General features: G+C 64.2%; 13 protein-coding genes, 1 tRNA gene and 1 pseudogene. 4 read left to right on the top strand and 11 right to left on the bottom strand.

All coding sequences use genetic code 11. The features are described 5' to 3' along the window. Positions 1–54: 54 nt before the first annotated feature. The 8 genes and pseudogenes from CBW50_RS11130 to CBW50_RS11095 all read right to left on the bottom strand — a co-directional run. Positions 55–1,941, bottom strand: a complete 1,887-nt coding sequence (locus tag CBW50_RS11130) for a M61 family metallopeptidase (protein WP_226936318.1) — start codon at positions 1,939–1,941, stop codon at positions 55–57. A gap of 48 nt (positions 1,942–1,989) precedes the next feature. After that, on the bottom strand, positions 1,990–2,568 hold the full coding sequence (locus tag CBW50_RS11125) for an NTP transferase domain-containing protein (RefSeq protein WP_086145596.1): 579 nt from the start codon (positions 2,566–2,568) through the stop codon (positions 1,990–1,992). Positions 2,569–2,581: 13 nt separating this feature from the next. Further along, positions 2,582–4,846, bottom strand: a complete 2,265-nt coding sequence (locus CBW50_RS11120) for a xanthine dehydrogenase family protein molybdopterin-binding subunit (protein ID WP_086145595.1) — start codon at positions 4,844–4,846, stop codon at positions 2,582–2,584. 10 nt (positions 4,847–4,856) lie between these two features. Next, positions 4,857–5,315 (bottom strand): (2Fe-2S)-binding protein, encoded by a 459-nt coding sequence (locus CBW50_RS11115; RefSeq protein WP_086145594.1) that lies wholly within the window; start codon positions 5,313–5,315, stop codon positions 4,857–4,859. Between the two features lie 130 nt (positions 5,316–5,445). Further along, positions 5,446–6,168, bottom strand: coding sequence for a DsbC family protein (locus CBW50_RS11110; protein WP_086145593.1), 723 nt, complete (start codon positions 6,166–6,168; stop codon positions 5,446–5,448). A gap of 153 nt (positions 6,169–6,321) precedes the next feature. Continuing rightward, the gene (locus tag CBW50_RS11105) at positions 6,322–7,554 is read right to left on the bottom strand and encodes an FAD-dependent monooxygenase (protein WP_172404734.1); all 1,233 of its coding nucleotides are present in this window, start codon (positions 7,552–7,554) and stop codon (positions 6,322–6,324) included. Positions 7,555–7,633: 79 nt separating this feature from the next. Beyond that, on the bottom strand, positions 7,634–9,838 hold the full coding sequence (locus CBW50_RS11100; protein WP_253251926.1) for a S41 family peptidase: 2,205 nt from the start codon (positions 9,836–9,838) through the stop codon (positions 7,634–7,636). A gap of 97 nt (positions 9,839–9,935) precedes the next feature. Further along, a pseudogene (locus CBW50_RS11095) lies at positions 9,936–10,208 on the bottom strand (LLM class flavin-dependent oxidoreductase); the annotation flags it as partial. A gap of 187 nt (positions 10,209–10,395) precedes the next feature. Here CBW50_RS11095 and CBW50_RS11090 point away from each other — a divergent pair. Continuing rightward, positions 10,396–10,471 (top strand) — tRNA-Phe (locus CBW50_RS11090). Positions 10,472–10,521: 50 nt separating this feature from the next. On the opposite strand, the gene CBW50_RS11085 is transcribed toward CBW50_RS11090, so the two are convergent. The 3 genes from CBW50_RS11085 to CBW50_RS11075 form a co-directional block, all read right to left on the bottom strand. After that, entirely contained in the window at positions 10,522–10,737 is a 216-nt protein-coding gene (locus CBW50_RS11085; protein ID WP_086145589.1) for a hypothetical protein, read from the bottom strand. Positions 10,738–10,870: 133 nt separating this feature from the next. After that, entirely contained in the window at positions 10,871–11,422 is a 552-nt protein-coding gene (locus CBW50_RS29750; RefSeq protein WP_216356344.1) for a hypothetical protein, read from the bottom strand. 234 nt (positions 11,423–11,656) lie between these two features. Continuing rightward, positions 11,657–12,196 carry a DUF2058 domain-containing protein gene (locus CBW50_RS11075; protein ID WP_086145588.1) on the bottom strand — a complete coding sequence of 180 codons (540 nt, stop codon included), beginning with the start codon at positions 12,194–12,196 and terminating at the stop codon, positions 11,657–11,659. Positions 12,197–12,462: 266 nt separating this feature from the next. Here CBW50_RS11075 and CBW50_RS11070 point away from each other — a divergent pair, with 266 nt between their 5' ends. The 3 genes from CBW50_RS11070 (at position 12,463) to CBW50_RS11060 (ending at position 15,564) form a co-directional block, all read left to right on the top strand. Then, positions 12,463–12,768, top strand: coding sequence for a PsiF family protein (locus CBW50_RS11070; protein ID WP_086145587.1), 306 nt, complete (start codon positions 12,463–12,465; stop codon positions 12,766–12,768). Between the two features lie 127 nt (positions 12,769–12,895). Next, complete coding sequence (locus tag CBW50_RS11065) at positions 12,896–13,174, top strand: energy transducer TonB (RefSeq protein WP_086145586.1); 279 nt, start codon at positions 12,896–12,898, stop codon at positions 13,172–13,174. A 113-nt stretch (positions 13,175–13,287) separates the two neighbouring features. Continuing rightward, on the top strand, positions 13,288–15,564 hold the full coding sequence (locus CBW50_RS11060) for a bifunctional diguanylate cyclase/phosphodiesterase (RefSeq protein WP_086145585.1): 2,277 nt from the start codon (positions 13,288–13,290) through the stop codon (positions 15,562–15,564). Positions 15,565–15,652: the final 88 nt, after the last annotated feature.

Genomic DNA, 15,652 nt, shown 5'->3' with positions numbered 1-15,652 from the left:
TAGAAAACCGGCCTGTCACGGCCGGTTTCCAGTCTTACGGCCCGAAAAACAACGCTATGCCGCGCTAGGACGCTTCGGCCCCGTGGCTTTCTTTGGCGTCGGCGACAAGGCCAGGCTGACGCCAGGCACGCGGTCACCCTGCAGCACGGCCGTAAACGTCATCAGCTCATCGCGGCGGAAGGCGTGGATCGCTACCTTGGCCCCAACGGGGTATCGGCCCAGCAGAGTGTCCAGGTTTGCCGGATTGCCCGTCACGCGCAAGCCATCGACGGCCACCAGTACGTCGCCCGCCGACAGGCCAGCCAGATGCGCGGCGCCGCCCTGATGCACCTGCGCCAGCCTGGCGTCGTTGCCGTCGCGGCCCAGGTTCACGTCCAGGCTCGGTTTTTCCGCTTTGCGCTGGTCGCTGTACTTCACGCCGAATGGGGCCAGCAGACGCTCCAGCGGCACGTCGTCGGTGCCTCGGATGTAGCGCTCGAAAAATGGCTTCATGCGCGTGCCGGAGACCTCATCGAACAGGGCCTCGACTTCGGCCGGCGTCACGCCGCGCGCTTTGCCCTTGTAGAAATCGCGGCCATAGCTCTGCCACAATGCCTGCATCACGTCGTCCAGCGATTTCTCGCCGTTGGTCTTGGAGCGCAAGGTCAGGTCGAAGGCCAGCGCGATCAGCGAACCCTTGGTGTAATAGCTGACGATGGCGTTCGGCGCGTTTTCATCCTGGCGATAGTACTTGCCCCAGGCGTCGAAACTGGAATCGGCCACGCTTTGCTTGGTGCGGCCGCTGCCGCGCAAGACGCTGTTGACGGTCTTGCCCAGCAATTTGAAGTAGGCCGCTTCGTCGATCAGGCCCGCGCGCACCAGCATCAGGTCATCGTAATAGCTGGTGAAGCCCTCAAACAACCACAGCAGCGGCGAGTAGTTTTCCACTTGCAGGTTGTACGGCGCAAAGGCGGCCGGCTTGATACGCTTGACGTTCCAGGTGTGGAAGTACTCATGGCTGCACAGCCCCAGGAATTTCAGGTAGCCATCGCCGATTTCAGTGCTGTTCGAGGCCGTCGTCGGCAGGTCGGCGCGGGCGCAGATCAAGGCGGTCGAGGCGCGGTGTTCGAGGCCGCCATAACCATCGCCGACGGCCATGGTCATGAACACATAGCGGTCCATCGGCGCTTTTTTTGTCTTCGGCTCGAAGAAGGCGATCTGCGTTTCGCAAATGGCTTTCAGGTCGCGGCACAAGCGGTCCAGGTCCAGGTTTGGCACCGTGCCCGTGACAACGATATCGTGCGGCACGCCATACGCGGTGAAGGTGGCCAGCGCAAAGTCACCCATTTCCACAGGGTGGTCGATCAGCTCATCGTAATTGGCCGCCTGGTAGCTGCCGAAGCCATAGCGCTTGGCCTTCAGTTCCGGCAAGGTGGTGGCTACTTTCCAGCTCTTGCAGGCCGCCTCCTTCGGCTGCACGATGTGCACTTCGTGCGGCTCGGTCTCCTGGCCCAGCACGCGCAGGAACACGCTGGTGCCGTTGAAGAAACCGTGGTTCTGGTCCAGGTGGGCGGCGCGCACGGACAAATCCCAGGCATACACGTCGTATTCGACCGTCAACGGGCCCTTGCACGGGGCGGCTTGCCAAGAATGCTTGTCCAGTTTGGACAGCGCCACGGCCTTGCCTTCGGACTCGGCGCGGATACTGACGATATTGCGCGAGAATTCGCGGATCATGTAGCTGCCGGGAATCCAGGCCGGCAAGGACAAGACCTGGCCGATGGCGGCCGGCGACTTGACTGTCAAGGTCACTTTGAACATGTGGCCTGCCAAATCGGCTGCGGCGATGCTGTAGATGATGCCGGCGGCCGGTGTGGTTTTCACTGCGGCTTTGCTTGTGGCTTTGCCGCTTGCCTTGGCTCCCGCCTTGGCGATGATTTTTTTAGTCGCTACTTTCTTCATGTTTTCCTCGTGTCTGGCTAGTCTTCCCGGGAGCGCCACTGGCCCGCCTTACAAATCGTCAGGTGTATCAATATCGCGCAAGACGCCGCTGTCGTCCACTGTCACTTCGCACACGGCATGGCTGTTGACGATGCTGCGCGCGCCCTGATCGCCATCGAGCGCCAGCAGCAGCGGCAAGTGCAAGGCACTGAACGCGACGGGATTGCCGCGCCGGCCCTGGAAGACGGGCACGGCGATGTGCGCGCCATCTGCAATGGCATGCGACAAGGCGGCGATTGTAGCTGCTTCCACGCCAGGCATGTCGCCCAGCGCGATCAGCCAGCCCGGCGCGCCGCGCACGTAATCGATGGCGCAGGTAAGCGAGGCGGCCATGCCCGTGTCCGCGTCGTCGCAGACGCGCACCTCGCAGCCCAGCGCGCCGAGCACGCGCGCCACCTGCGTGTCGTCGGCGCGCACCACGGCCAGCACGCGCGGCAGGGCCGCCAGCATGTTTTTTGCCGCCGCCGCCACCACGGGCAAGCCCGCATGCGGGCCTTCGGCCAGCGGCTGCAATAATTTGTTCTGTACGCCGGAAGGGTCGAACCTGCGTCCCCTTCCGGCTGCCAGCAAGATGCCGACCGTACTCAAAAAAACGCTGCCGTCATGCGGCCGCCAGGTCGAACGGCAGCTTGCGCAGGCGCTTGCCCGTCAGCGCGAACAGCGCGTTGGCAAACGCAGGCGCCAGCGGCGGCACGCCCGGTTCGCCCATGCCCGTCGGCGCATCGCCGGAGGGCACCAGGTGCACCTCGACCACCGGCATGTCGGGCATGCGCGGCACCGGGTAGTCGCCGAAGTTCTGTTGCTCCACCACGCCATCCTTGAGCGTGATGGCCGCGCCGGGAATGGTCATGCCCAGCGCCATCAGCGCGGCACCCTGCACTTGCGCCTCGATCGTCAAGGGGTTGACGGCCAGGTTGCAATGCACGCCGGCCCATACCTGGTGCAGCTTGGGCGCGCCTTCCACCACGGAGGCCGTCACCACGTAGGCAACCACGGAATTGAACGACTCGTGCATGGCCACGCCCCAGGCCTGCCCTTTCGGCAGCTTCTTCCTGCCATAGCCGGACTTGGCCACGGCCAGGTCCAGCGCGGCGAGGTGGCGCGTATGCTTGGCGTCGATCAGCTGCTTGCGGTAGGCGACGGGGTCCATCTTCGCCACGTGCGCCGCTTCATCGATCAGGGTTTCCATGACGAAGGCCGTATGCGTCGAGCCGACGGAGCGCCACCACAGCACGGGCACGTTCGCCTTGGCCGTATGTACGGACAGCTTCATCGGCAGGGTGTACGGCTCGCCCATGCCCTCTACCATCGTGCCGTCGACGCCATTTTTCACCATGAACGCTTCGAACGGCGTGCCGGCCATGATGGACTGGCCCACGATGGTATGGTCCCAGGCGAGGATCTTGCCCTTGGCGTCGAGGCCGATCTGCGCGCGGTGCACATGCGACGGCCGGTAGTAGCCGCCCTTGATGTCATCCTCGCGGCTCCACATCAGCTTTAACGGGCCGCTCTTGCCGGCCGCCCGGTACGCCTTGGCGACGTTGACGGCTTCGACCACGTAGTCGGACGAGGGCACGGCGCGCCGGCCGAAGCCGCCGCCCGCCATCATCGTATGCAGGGTCACCTGCTCGGGTTTCAGGCCCGAGGTGGCGGCGATGGCCGCCTGGTCGCCCGTCTGGAATTGCGAACCGACCCACATCGTGCATTTGTCGGCCTGCAGGTCAACGACGCAATTGAGCGGTTCCATCGGCGCGTGCGCCAGGTAGGGGAACTCGTAGACGGCTTCGATCTTTTTCGGCGCCGAGGCCAGCTTGCCCATGTCGGCAGGCTTGGCGACGGTGCCAGGCGTCCTGGCCAGCGCCTTGAAGGCCGCCATTTGCTGGTCGCTGCTGACCTTTTCCACGGCGCTGCTGTCCCACTCGATCACCAGCGCATCGCGCCCCTGCTTGGCCGGCCAGTAACCGTCGGCGATGACGGCCACGCCGCTGCCGCCACGGTCGGTTTTGACTTCCAGTACTTCCAGCACGCCCTTGATGGCTTTCGCCTTGCTGGCGTCGAATTTCGCCACCTTCGCGCCAAACACGGGCGGGCGCGCCACCATGGCCACTTTCGCGCCAGGCGGCTTGAAGTCGATGCCGAACTGCTGCTTGCCGGTGGACTTGGCTGCCGCGTCGAGCCGCTTCACGGGTTTGCCGATGATGGCAAAATCGCGCGGCTCCTTCAGCTTGACGGTGGCGGGCACGGGTTGGCGCATGGCCGCGTCGGCAAACTCGCCATACGTCGCCTTTTGCCCGCCGGGGCCATACAGCACGCCTTTCGCGGCGCGCACCTGGTCGGGATTGACTTTCCACTGTGCTGCAGCGGCGCCCACCAGCATGGCGCGCGCCTTGGCGCCGATTTCGCGGTACTGCGTAAACGAATGGGCGATGCTGCCCGAGCCACCCGTCATCTGCATGCCGTAGGCGGCATCCTTGTACTGCTCGCCGGCCGGCGCCAGTGCGCCGTGCACCAGGCTCCAGTCGGCGTCGAGTTCCTCGGCGATCAGCATGGGCAAGCTCGTTTGCACGCCCTGGCCGAACTCCAGCCGGTTCACTTGCACCGTCACCGCGTTATCGGGGGCGATGTGCAAAAAGGCGTTCGGCGCATACACGGGCTTGGCGGGAGCGCCATCGGCCGCCAGCGCCAGCTTGCCGGCGCCCGGCAGGAAAAAGCCCAGCATCAAGCCACCGCCGGCCACCGCGCCGGCCTTCATGAAACCGCGCCGCGACACGCCGCCCGCATCCGGCTCCGCCGACGATGCCAGCGCCGCGCCCAGGGTCACGCCGCCATGCTGCAATGCTTCCTGATTCAACCATTCGATACGCATGTCGTTCTCCTCAGGCCAGGGTCTTGGCCGCGTCCTTGATGGCCGCGCGGATACGTTGATAGGTGCCGCAGCGGCAGATATTGCCGCTCATGGCGCCGTCGATGTCGGCATCGCTGGGCGCCTTGTTCGTGCGCAGCAGCGCCGTGGCGCTCATCACCTGGCCGCTTTGACAGTAGCCGCATTGCGGCACGTCGTGGCGTACCCATGCCGCCTGCACCGCCTTGCCCACCTGGTCGTTTTCCATCGCTTCGATGGTGGTGATCTTTTGCGCCCCGACCGAGGAAATCGGCGTGATGCACGAACGGATAGGCTGGCCATCGAGGTGCACCGTGCAGGCGCCGCACAGGGCCGCGCCGCAACCGAACTTGGTGCCGGTCATGTTCAGGTTGTCGCGCAGCGCCCACAGGATGGGCGTGGATGGATCGGCGTCGACCTGCGTGTCGTGCCCGTTGATATTCAATGTAATCATCTGCTGCTCCCCCTTTGAATTGTTATTGAGTCTACAAACAACACCTGATCATACGACAGCGGAAAAAAAAGCAAAAAAAAAGCGCGCCTTGCAAGGGCGCGCCGTCCAGCCTTCCTGGCGACAGCCCGGATTACTTGATGGTCGAGAGTTTCTGTTCCAGGGTCTTCGTATCGATGGCGCCCGGAATGCGGCTGCCGTCGGCAAAGAAGATGGCGGGCGTGCCCGAGACGCGCAACTGCTGTCCCAGCGCGAGGATTTTTTCGTGCGGGTTGGCGCAATTGGCGGCGACCGTGGCGGGCACCTTACCGTTCAGCATCCAGTCGTCCCAGGCCTTGTTGCGGTCTGGGGCGCACCAGACATTGCGCGACTTGACGATGGAATCGGGCGACAGGATGTTGTACATGAAGGTGTACACGGTGACGTTGTCGATTTCCTTCAGCGCATTCTGGCGGAAGCGCTTGCAATAGCCGCAGTTCGGATCTTCGAACACGGCGATCACGCGCTTGCCGTTGCCCTTGACGGTTTTCATGGCCGAATCGAGCGGCAGGTCGGAAAACTTGATGCGGTTGACCTCGTCCAGGCGCACCTTGGTCAGGTCTTGCGACGTCTTGGCGTCGAAGACGTGGCCGACGAACAGATACTGCGCGGCCTTGTCCGTGTACAGGATGTCGCCGCCCGTGCGCACTTCATACAGGCCGCCGTACGGCGTTTCCTTGACCGAATCGACCTTGGCGCCGTCGCCCAGGCGCGGCTCGATCAGCTTTTTGATGTTCGCTTCCGTCGGCGTTTCCGCGCCGGCGCACGACATCATCAGGCCCGAGGCCAGCACTAATGCGATTCTGCTCATTTTCATCACTGTCACTTCTCCACTTGAAACGCCCGGCAAGAGTGGCTACGCAGCCCAGGCCATTATCTTTTTAACAAAACGAGCGCCGCAGACCAGCTGCGGCGACCTTGAATTTTCACTGCTGCCATTATCCAGTGATATCTTAAGATGCACTGATATTTACTGATTTCCCAACGCGTGCGAAATCATTTTGCGCTTCAGGGCAGGTAATTTATCCAGCAAGTTTAATCCCAAATTGCGAACCACGCGCAACGGCTCGAGATCGGCGCCGAACAAACGCGCCAGGCCATCGGTCGCCAGCTGCATCAGCAGCACGTCTTCCTTGCGCGCGCGCGCATAGCGGGCCAGCACGCGTTCGTCGCCGATGCCGCGGTGCGCTTCGCGTTCGCTGATCGTCCTGACAAGCTGCGCCACGTCGGCAAAGCCCAGATTCATGCCGTGGCCCGCCATCGGGTGCACCACGTGGGCGGCGTCGCCCACCAGGGCCACGCGCGGCGCCACCATGGCGTGCGGGCGCATCAGGGTCAGGGGAAACGCGCGCACCAGTTCCGGCTGCAAAGGCGTCAGCTTGCCCAGTTTATCGTGGCCATACGCGGCCAGGCGCGCGGCCAGGGCGTCGGCCGATTCGCTCATCAAGGTATCGGCCAGCGCATCGGGCGCCGACCAGACCAGCGAGACGCGCTCGCCCGGCAGCGGCAGCAGCGCGACGATACCTTCGCTGCCGGTAAACCATTGGTGGGCCGCGCCATGGTGCGGTTTTTCGCAGGCGAAGTTGCTGACCACGCCGCGCTGGCCATACGAACGGTAATCGAGGCCGATATCGCACTGGCCCCTCACCCATGACTGGGCACCGTCGGCACCCACCACCAGCGCGCAGGTGATGGTGTCGCCGCCGTCGAGGTGCACGATGGCCGAGTCATTCGTCCATTCCAGGCGGCTGGCGCGCCCCTGCACCACATTGACGTTCTGCGCGAACTTCAGGGCCGCGTCCAGCGCCTGGCCCAGGTTGCGGTCTTCGATGATCCACGCCAGGGTGCCCACATGGGCGCCGTAGGCGTCGAAACCGAGTCCGCCCGCCTGCGCGCCGTCGCCGTTGACCAGCATGGCGTCGACTGGCGCCACCCTGTCGGCTTCGAGCGCGCCCCACACCTTCAGCGACGACAGCAACTGGTGCGCCGTGTGGTTGAGCGCATACACGCGCACATCCCAGCTGGCTTCGACCGGCTTGACCGCGGGTGCCGGAGGGCTCACCGGGGATAACAGGGTGACGCTTTGTCCTGCCTGGGCAAACGCCAGCGCCGTGGTTTTCGCGATGGCGCCGTTGCCGACGATGCAAACGTCGCTGTGGCTGTGCATGAAGCGCCGCATGGTGGGGGAAGAGGGACTGTTCATGCGGTCATTATAGCGTTTGCCGCCCCCGTTTCAGCATGCTTGCGCGCCAGAGAAAACGGGGGGAAGCCAAAGATTTTGACTATTCTTGATCCTGGCGTAGAAATGCCTGCGCCCGTTCCAGCACTTCATCGCGCCCGGCACGCAAGCCGGCCACCGAGGGCGCGGCCAGGATATGCGGCTGCACGCCCACTCTTTGCAGCTGGCGCCCATCCGCATGGCGCACCTCCAGGCCCGAATACCAGACATGAACATTTCCAGGAAGCACTACTTCGCGCAAGTCGCCATTCGACCCCGCGCTGGGCGTACCGATGAAGGTGACAGGCGTGGCCGCCTCCAGCATCAACGCCAGGTGTTCGGCCGCGCTTTGCGTTTGCTCGTTGATCAGCATGACGACCTTGCCCCGGTACAGCGGCCCTCGCGCCGGAAAGAGAGGGTCCACATACGCCAGTTGCGCGCCATGGCCCGCTTCCAGCGGCATTGCCAGCTGCTGGTACGAGGTGGAAAAGAAGGCGGCATGATTGACATTCAGGCGCCTGGCGATGGCGCGTCCTGTCGCATGCGGATAGCCGCGCATGTCGAGAATCAGCGCGCGGCTATCCTCGATGGTGTCAAACATGGCGTCGACTTCTTCGGGCAGCAGTCGATCCAGGTCGACATAGGCGATGCCCTGCTCCAGCCGCACGGCAGGCAAGGCATGGCGCAAGGGCAGCGCATCGCCCAGCGGCGTTGGCTCGAGTGTCACTGTGCGCCGCGCCCCATCGCCGCCGGAGAGCAGCAGTTGCACCTCGCTTCCGGCCGGGACGATCAACATCTCATACATTGCCTTGCGCCAGTGCCCCGCATCCGTCGAGGCGGCCGTCATGGTGCGCAAGCGCGCAAGGCGCACGGCCACGTCTTCGCCATCGATACTGATGATCTCATCTCCCGCATGCAGCAGGCCCGTGCGCTCCAGCGCGGGGTCGGTCACGCCGGCCACCACGATCTGTGCGTCGATGCGCGCAAGCTGCACACCCAGACCATGCGTACGCTCGTTCCAGCCCAGCGCCCGGCTAGCCGTGCCTACATGACTGTCATCAAGATGCACCGCCATCGCCTGCAGCGCCAGGCCATATTCTCGGGCATCCTGCACTCCCTCCATGCGACGCAGGCAGACCCGCAGGGCCTCGTCCCAGGAAGCGTCCATCAGACGGCGGGCGGGGAAGTACTTATCCATGGTTGCCCACAGCTTGATCGCCGCCAGCATGCGCCATTCGCGCTGCGGAAAACGCATGTCGCGATACGCGGCATCATCCTGCCGCACGGGGTAGATGGCCGCTTGCGCCACAGGCGCCACTGCGCGGGCCGGGCGTGCCAGCAGCGCCAGCGCCGCCTTCACGGGCGCGCTGCCCTGGCCTGTGGCCCGGTCCTCCGGCAAGGTCCGGTCAGCATGCCAGAGCGCCACGCTGCCGTCTGGCCAGACCTGCTGGCCCGCGGAAAACTCCACCGGCAGGCCTACGCCCAGCCACTGTATTTGCAGCGGGCCGGCGCGGCTGCGCCAGGCCCCTTCCTCGGCCACGATGCGCGCGCGCCCCGCACGCTGCAACGCCAGCAAGGCGCCTGGCACGGGCTGCGTATCGTTCACGATCGCCACCATGGGCAGGGCACGCGCACCGGCCGACGGGTACAGGCGCTGCGTTTCCATCTGTATGAAACCGGGCGCGATGCCTTCCCAGTCCTGCGGATCTTGCGGCCGTGGCCCCGTGGAAAAGCGGTAGCGTCCCGCCGGCAGCAACAGCGGCTGGCCGATCAACTGGGCCAGCACCGCGTGCAACCTGACTGGCGACGGCATGGACGGAACTTCAGCGATCGGGCGCAGGTCCAGAATCACCCGCCTGGCACGTGCCGGCAGTACGAACGGCGCGGTATCAAGACGCATGCCCGGGTGCAGATGCAGCAGCGCGGTATCGCCGGGCAGCCATTCCAGCACGGCACCGTCGGCCAACCAACGCACGAACTCCTGGCTTGGCAAGCCAATGCGCAACGCAGCGTCATGTAACGGCGCCATCAGCGTGCGGGCGGCGCCGAGCAAGCTGGCCTCGCTATCCATGCCCTGCAGCTGCGGCAAGGCAGCGACCAGCGCGCGGTCCCAGTCGATGGCGCCATCGGCCAGGGCCGGATGCGTGGCGCGCGCCTCGCTCCACAGCCGCGCCAGCGCGAGCACATCGCCCTCGCCTGCCTGCGCGGCGGCCATGTGCAGGACGAGCACGGACAGGACCGCCAGCCGCCATTTCACCGTCTGTATCACTTTCAATCGCCACTCCCCGCCGGTTCCGCCATGAAAAAGCGCCGCGCATGAACTTCGGGTTCACGAGCGGCGTTGAGTGCTTGATTATCCGGCAACATCATGCGCTACACAAGCGCTCAGACGGATGGACTCTCTCCTTCTGCGTGAAATGCGGCAGCACATATGCCGCGATCTCCTGCAAGGTCTCTGTCAGCGGGCGGCGGTTCTGCCGCAACTGCAGGCCGATATGCCGCACGCCGGCCGCACGCATGGCGTGCAGCTCCGCGATCAGGCCATCGCGCCCCGTGCGGCAGCCGAAGCGGAAACGCTGCAGCGGCATGGGAGGATCTTCATCCAGGTCGAGGTGGAGGTGTGATTGGTGGTGGCGCTCATGCGGCAGTCCTCTCAAACAGATTTCGATGGCCACGCCATGCGCCATCGTTTATTGAGGAAAATACCGTTTACATCAAATCATATTTGATCCACAGGCAAGTAAGCTGATGCCCATGCAGGAAATCCGGGAAAAGTCGCAGCCGGCTCTTGCATTCCCGTTTTGGTCTGCTATAATTCGCCACCTTGGCCTGGTAGCTCAGTCGGTAGAGCAGAGGATTGAAAATCCTTGTGTCGGTGGTTCGATTCCGCCCCGGGCCACCAAGAATTCGTAATACGTTCAAAAACGCCACCTTCGGGTGGCGTTTTTGCGTTTATCGTCCCATCCCGCTTTCAAGCCGAGCATCGCGCTGCCGCGCCAGCGACAAGGCCTTCTGCGGCTCTTGATTCAATGAATCCGGCAACGCGACCACAGCCTGCTCGATGGCTTGCCATTCATGCAGATGGCTGCGAAAGTAGCCGATGTCGATATGAGAATTCCTCAAGCCGTGCAGGAAAATATCGTGCGAGCAGCGGGGATTAATGACCAACTTACGCGCTTCTTCAACGCGTTCGCTCTTTCCGTACCGGGATCGGGAAAAAAATCCGGGTCGCAGACAACCTGCGTTTCTATCCGTTTGCGCGATGGGTATAAATACAAGTCCTTTTCATAAAACACCGTGATCACATCGTGCCGCACGCGCTGCGGCAGATCGTTGTGCTCATCACTCTCCCAAGCTGATCTGCCCGCACCTGTGCATAACCGCTGGCAATGACGCCGCTGATGGTGTCATTGCGCACGACACCCAGCGCCAGCCGCGCATAACGGTCGCCGCCGGCGGCCAGATAGTTCCAGTAGGCTTCACGGTTGCCCTGGGCCGCGTAGAAGCGCAGGATTTCCATGTCGCGCGCGACCTTGCTTGCGTTTGCCACCACGCCTTTGACGGCAGTGGCCGGCGCGGTGCGCGCCAGCAAGGCAGGCGCCGTCTCGATAGCCGCCGTTCGCGCCTGCAAGGACGGATGCCTGGCCAGCGCCAGTTCATTGCGCGCTAGCCACATGGCGACCTTGGGGCCGAGCCGCGCATTGTGCATGGCGGCGCCGAGTATGGCTTGCCGCCGCATGCTGCCATGGCGTAAACCGAGGCTCACGCTGTGCAGCATGGCGGTGACGGCGAGCGCATGGCCATGGGCGAAATCGGCGGCAACCATGCTGGCATGGGGCGCTGGGCGATGCAAGTCAGACACCACAAAGCCGGCGTCCGCAGGTCACGCTCGGCTTGCTGATCGAGCGCCACCAGCATGGCATGCAGGCGCGAGCGGTCATAGGAAAGTATCGTCATGGCATGCCCGATGGGAAGATTCCCACAGCATGCCGCGCTGGGCTGTGCCGACCTTGAGCAGCCTCAGCGATTGCTCTTATTTTCTTGCTTGCAGCATCTGCATTCGTGTCTCAACGCTGCAAGCGCGGCCTTACCACATCAAATCGTCAGGAATCTGGAACGCCGCGTACGGATCGTCTTCATCCACTTCCGTGCTGGCCTGTTTCACGCGCACGACGATGGCCGCGTCGCGTTCGGCGATCTTGTCGGCGATGATGCGCGGCACCAGTTCCACGGCGCCGCCCAGGCAGACGATCACCAGGCGGCCCGCCACCAGATGCGCCTGCACGGCGGCCGTCACGTAGATGCGCTCGATCTTGTTGTTGAACGTGAAGTTATATGGCACGTCGCCGTTGTTGCCCTTGCTCTGGCGGTTCTTTTGCACCATTTGCGCGATCTGCGCCACGATGGCTTTCTGGTTGGCGGCCGCATCGCGCTGGGCGTTCAGTTCGCGTGCGCGCTCGGCATTCTTGCGCTGCGTCTCGAGCGCGGCCAGGCGCACCTCGTCGACGCTCTGCGTGCCGCTCTTGCGCTCGTCCTTTTTTTGCTTGCTCTTGTCCTGGTTGGCCAATTTGACCTTCTTCTTGTCGACCAGGCCGGCCTTTAAAAACTGCTCTTGCAACGAGACCATAACTACTCCGTATTGAGGGTGCGCCGGCCAAGGCAGCGGCATCGGCCGGTGGAAAGACGCTAGCATAGCAAAAAATGGGACCGCTGCCGCCGCAGAATGGCGGCCCTGGCCAGCGGGCGGGCGCCTGGCGCCTGGCAGTAACAAAAAGACACACTCAATTCGAAATCTTGTTGATAAATGTCATATAGTTAGTTACGTTTTGCATATCGGCACTTCCGTGCCGATTGCATGCCCCTTTCCACCGCCAGCGTCTACAAGGATTTGCCATGAAACAATTAATCGCCCTCTGCATCGCCGCCGCGTTTGCCGGTACCGCCTTTGCCGCCGCACCGGAAGCGGCGCCCGTCGCCAAGACGGCGCAGCAATCGAAAATGACCACCTGCAATGCCGATGCCGCTGGCAAGAAAGGCGATGAACGCAAAACCTTCATGAAGGAATGCCTGAGCGCCAAGCCGGCGCCGGCCATGACCCAGCAAAACAAGATGAAGGCGTGCAATGCCGACGCCAAGGACATGAAGGGCGACGCCCGTAAGGCTTTCATGAAAGAATGCCTGAGCGCACCGAAGAAATAAGCGCCGGTTCGAAGCGCCACTGTGCGCTTCACCGCGCAGTGCCAGCCTGAAGGCTGGCTTTTTTTTGCTCCCACCATTTGGAGTTGCCTCTTGCCCTGTCGCCTGTCTCCTTCCTCCGCCGGCCAGCATGCCGGCCGGCTGCACGCCGCCAGCCTGGCCCGCGGGCGCAAAACGGCGCGGCGCCCAAGGCCGGGTGACCTTGCACTGCACGGTGCAGGCAGACGGCAAGGTCAGCGCAGCGGCAGTCATCCGCTCCAGCGGCTATCCCGCCATCGACGAGGCGGCCCGCGATGCGTTGGCCAAATGCATTTTCCAGCCGGAAACACTGGACGGCCAGCCCGTTGCCTGCAAGGTGATCATGCCCTACCAATGGATCAATGAATCGGCCGGCAACACTGAACGCTGAACGCCGGCGATCATGATGAATGATCAAGATGACATGGAGAAAGATAGCGCGTAGTATTTAATCAACCTACTGCTCAGTACGGTTACACGGCATTCTGGAGAAAGGACGGCAGCGTGGCGGCGTCGAACGATCTCGCGCACTGGCGCGGCCAGGTCTTTGACCGCCTGCTGCAGGCGGTGTTGCTGCTTGGCTTCGTCACGGCCATTCCCAGTGCGTTGCTGGCCGCCAGCGAAGCGATCTGGTCCATCGTCGCCCTCGACTTGCTGGGCATCGGCTGGATCGGCGTCCTCTGGCATCTGCGCGCCATGCCCTACCGCTGGCGCGTGTGGCAATTCCTCATCGTCGCCTACCTGGTAGGCGTGGGCCTGCTGCTGAAAATCGGTCCCGTCAGCCAGATCTACATGATGCTCATGCCCGTGCTGGCGGCACTGCTGCTGGGCATGCGGCCAGCCTTGTCGACCCTGGTCCTGACCTCGCTGACCATTTTTTTCCTCGGCCTGCACCCCGACGTCGCCCTGCGCCTGCCGGGCACGCCCGATTCCCCCGTGCTGCGCGCCCTGATCGTGGCCCTGAACTTCCTGTTCATCGCCGCCGTGCTGACCCTGTCCTGCGCCTTCCTGCTGCGCCACCTGGAAGACAGCAGCCAGGCCCTGTCGCAGTTGAACGCCGAGCTGCGCCTGACGGCCACGGCGCTGGCCCGCCTGAACGACATGGTGATGATCGCCGAAGTGGCCGACGCCCCGCCTGCCCCCTCCCTCGGCGCCGGTGCGGCGCCGGCCACTCGCATCATCTTCGTCAACGACGCCTTCGAGCGCAGCAGCGGCTATGCGCGCGCCGAGGTACTGGGCCGCAGCCTGCTGTTCCAGCAGGGCCCTGCCACCGACGCGGACGAACTGGCGCGCGTCGCCGCCGCCATGGCCAGCGCCCAGCCGGCCAGGGCGGAGTTGCTGAACTACAACAAGGCCGGCAAGGCGTATTGGGTGGAAGCGGAGCTGGTGCCGTTTGCGGATGCGGACGGCAGGCAGACGCACTGGGTGGCCGTCGAGCGGGAAATCGGCGAGCGCAAGAAATCGGAAGCGGACATCCACCGCCTGGCCTTCTACGACGTGCTGACGGGCTTGCCCAACCGGCGCCTGCTGATGGACCGCCTCGACCACCTGCTGGCCGCCGCGCCGCGCGACCATACCATCAGCGCGCTGCTGTTCATCGACCTCGACCACTTCAAGCACATCAACGACGCGCGCGGCCACGCCACCGGCGACGCGCTGCTGCGCATGGCCGGCGAACGCCTGGCGCAGCTGATGCGCAAGGCCGACACCGTGGCGCGCATCGGCGGCGATGAATTCGTGGTGCTGCTGGCGCACCTGGCCGATGACCTGGACAGCGCCGCCCGCCCGGCGTCCCAGGTGGCCGAAAAAATCCGCGCCGCCATCGCCCGCGACTTCGACATCGCCGGCCAGTCCTACCACTGCTCGGCCAGCATCGGCGTGACCCTGCTGCCGAAAGCGCAGCTGCAGGCGCACGACCTGCTGCGCGAAGCGGACATCGCCATGTACCGCGCCAAGGCGGAAGGGCGCAACGGCATCGCCTTCTTTGAAGCGGCCATGCAGGCTGGCGTGGAGCGCCGCCTGACGCTGGAACGGGCGCTGGCGCGCGCCCTCGACCTGGGCGAACTGCGCATGCACGCGCAGCCGCAGGTCGACCGCCACGGCCGGGTGACGGGCGCCGAATTGCTGATGCGCTGGCCGCAGGCGGACGGCAGCCATATCGCGCCGGACGTCTTCATCCCCATCGCCGAGGAATCGGGGCTGATCGTCAGACTGGGCAACTGGGCCCTGCACGAAGCGTGCCGCGCCGCCACGGTGCTGGCGCAGGCCGGGCAGCCCGTCGCCCTGTCCGTGAATGTCAGCCCGGCCCAGTTCCGCCAGCCCGATTTCGCCGCCCGCGTGCAGGCGGCGCTGGCCGAACACGGCACGCCGGCCGCCGCCCTGATCCTGGAGCTGACGGAAGGCTTGCTGATCGACCAGCGCGACGCCTCGCTGGCGCGCATGCGCGACTTGGCCGCCCTGGGCATCCGTTTTTCCATCGACGATTTCGGCACCGGCTATTCCAGCCTCGCCTACCTGACCTCGATGCCGCTGTACGAACTGAAAATCGACAAGCGCTTCATCGACGACACGCCGCGCAACGCGCACGACACGGCCATCGTGCAAGCCATCCTGGCCATGGCGCGCCACCTGGGCTTGCGCGTGGTAGCCGAGGGCGTCGAAACGCAGGAGCAGGCCGACTTCCTGATCGCCCATGATTGCGACGGCTTGCAGGGCTACCTGTATGCGCAAGCGATGCCGCTCGATGACTTTGTCACCTGGCTGGCGGTGCCCAGGACTTAGCTTTCCGACATTTCCTGCGTGAAACTCCTCCGCTAGAATACCGGCCTCATAGCCTGCACCTTCACCATCCCCTTTTCTTAAAGCGATC

The organism is Janthinobacterium sp. GW458P, from assembly GCF_002127585.1.
Classification (GTDB): Bacteria; Pseudomonadota; Gammaproteobacteria; order Burkholderiales; family Burkholderiaceae_D; genus Janthinobacterium.
This window is presented reverse-complemented; position numbering and strand designations above follow the sequence as displayed.

Coding starts and splice junctions, on each gene's coding strand:
- CBW50_RS11105 (WP_172404734.1), bottom strand. CDS start 7,554: ATGAACAGTCCCTCTTCCCCCACCATGCGGCGCTTCATGCACAGCCAC.
- CBW50_RS11115 (WP_086145594.1), bottom strand. CDS start 5,315: ATGATTACATTGAATATCAACGGGCACGACACGCAGGTCGACGCCGAT.
- CBW50_RS11110 (WP_086145593.1), bottom strand. CDS start 6,168: ATGAAAATGAGCAGAATCGCATTAGTGCTGGCCTCGGGCCTGATGATG.
- CBW50_RS11075 (WP_086145588.1), bottom strand. CDS start 12,196: ATGGTCTCGTTGCAAGAGCAGTTTTTAAAGGCCGGCCTGGTCGACAAG.
- CBW50_RS11120 (WP_086145595.1), bottom strand. CDS start 4,846: ATGCGTATCGAATGGTTGAATCAGGAAGCATTGCAGCATGGCGGCGTG.
- CBW50_RS11130 (WP_226936318.1), bottom strand. CDS start 1,941: ATGAAGAAAGTAGCGACTAAAAAAATCATCGCCAAGGCGGGAGCCAAG.
- CBW50_RS11070 (WP_086145587.1), top strand. CDS start 12,463: ATGAAACAATTAATCGCCCTCTGCATCGCCGCCGCGTTTGCCGGTACC.
- CBW50_RS11065 (WP_086145586.1), top strand. CDS start 12,896: ATGCCGGCCGGCTGCACGCCGCCAGCCTGGCCCGCGGGCGCAAAACGG.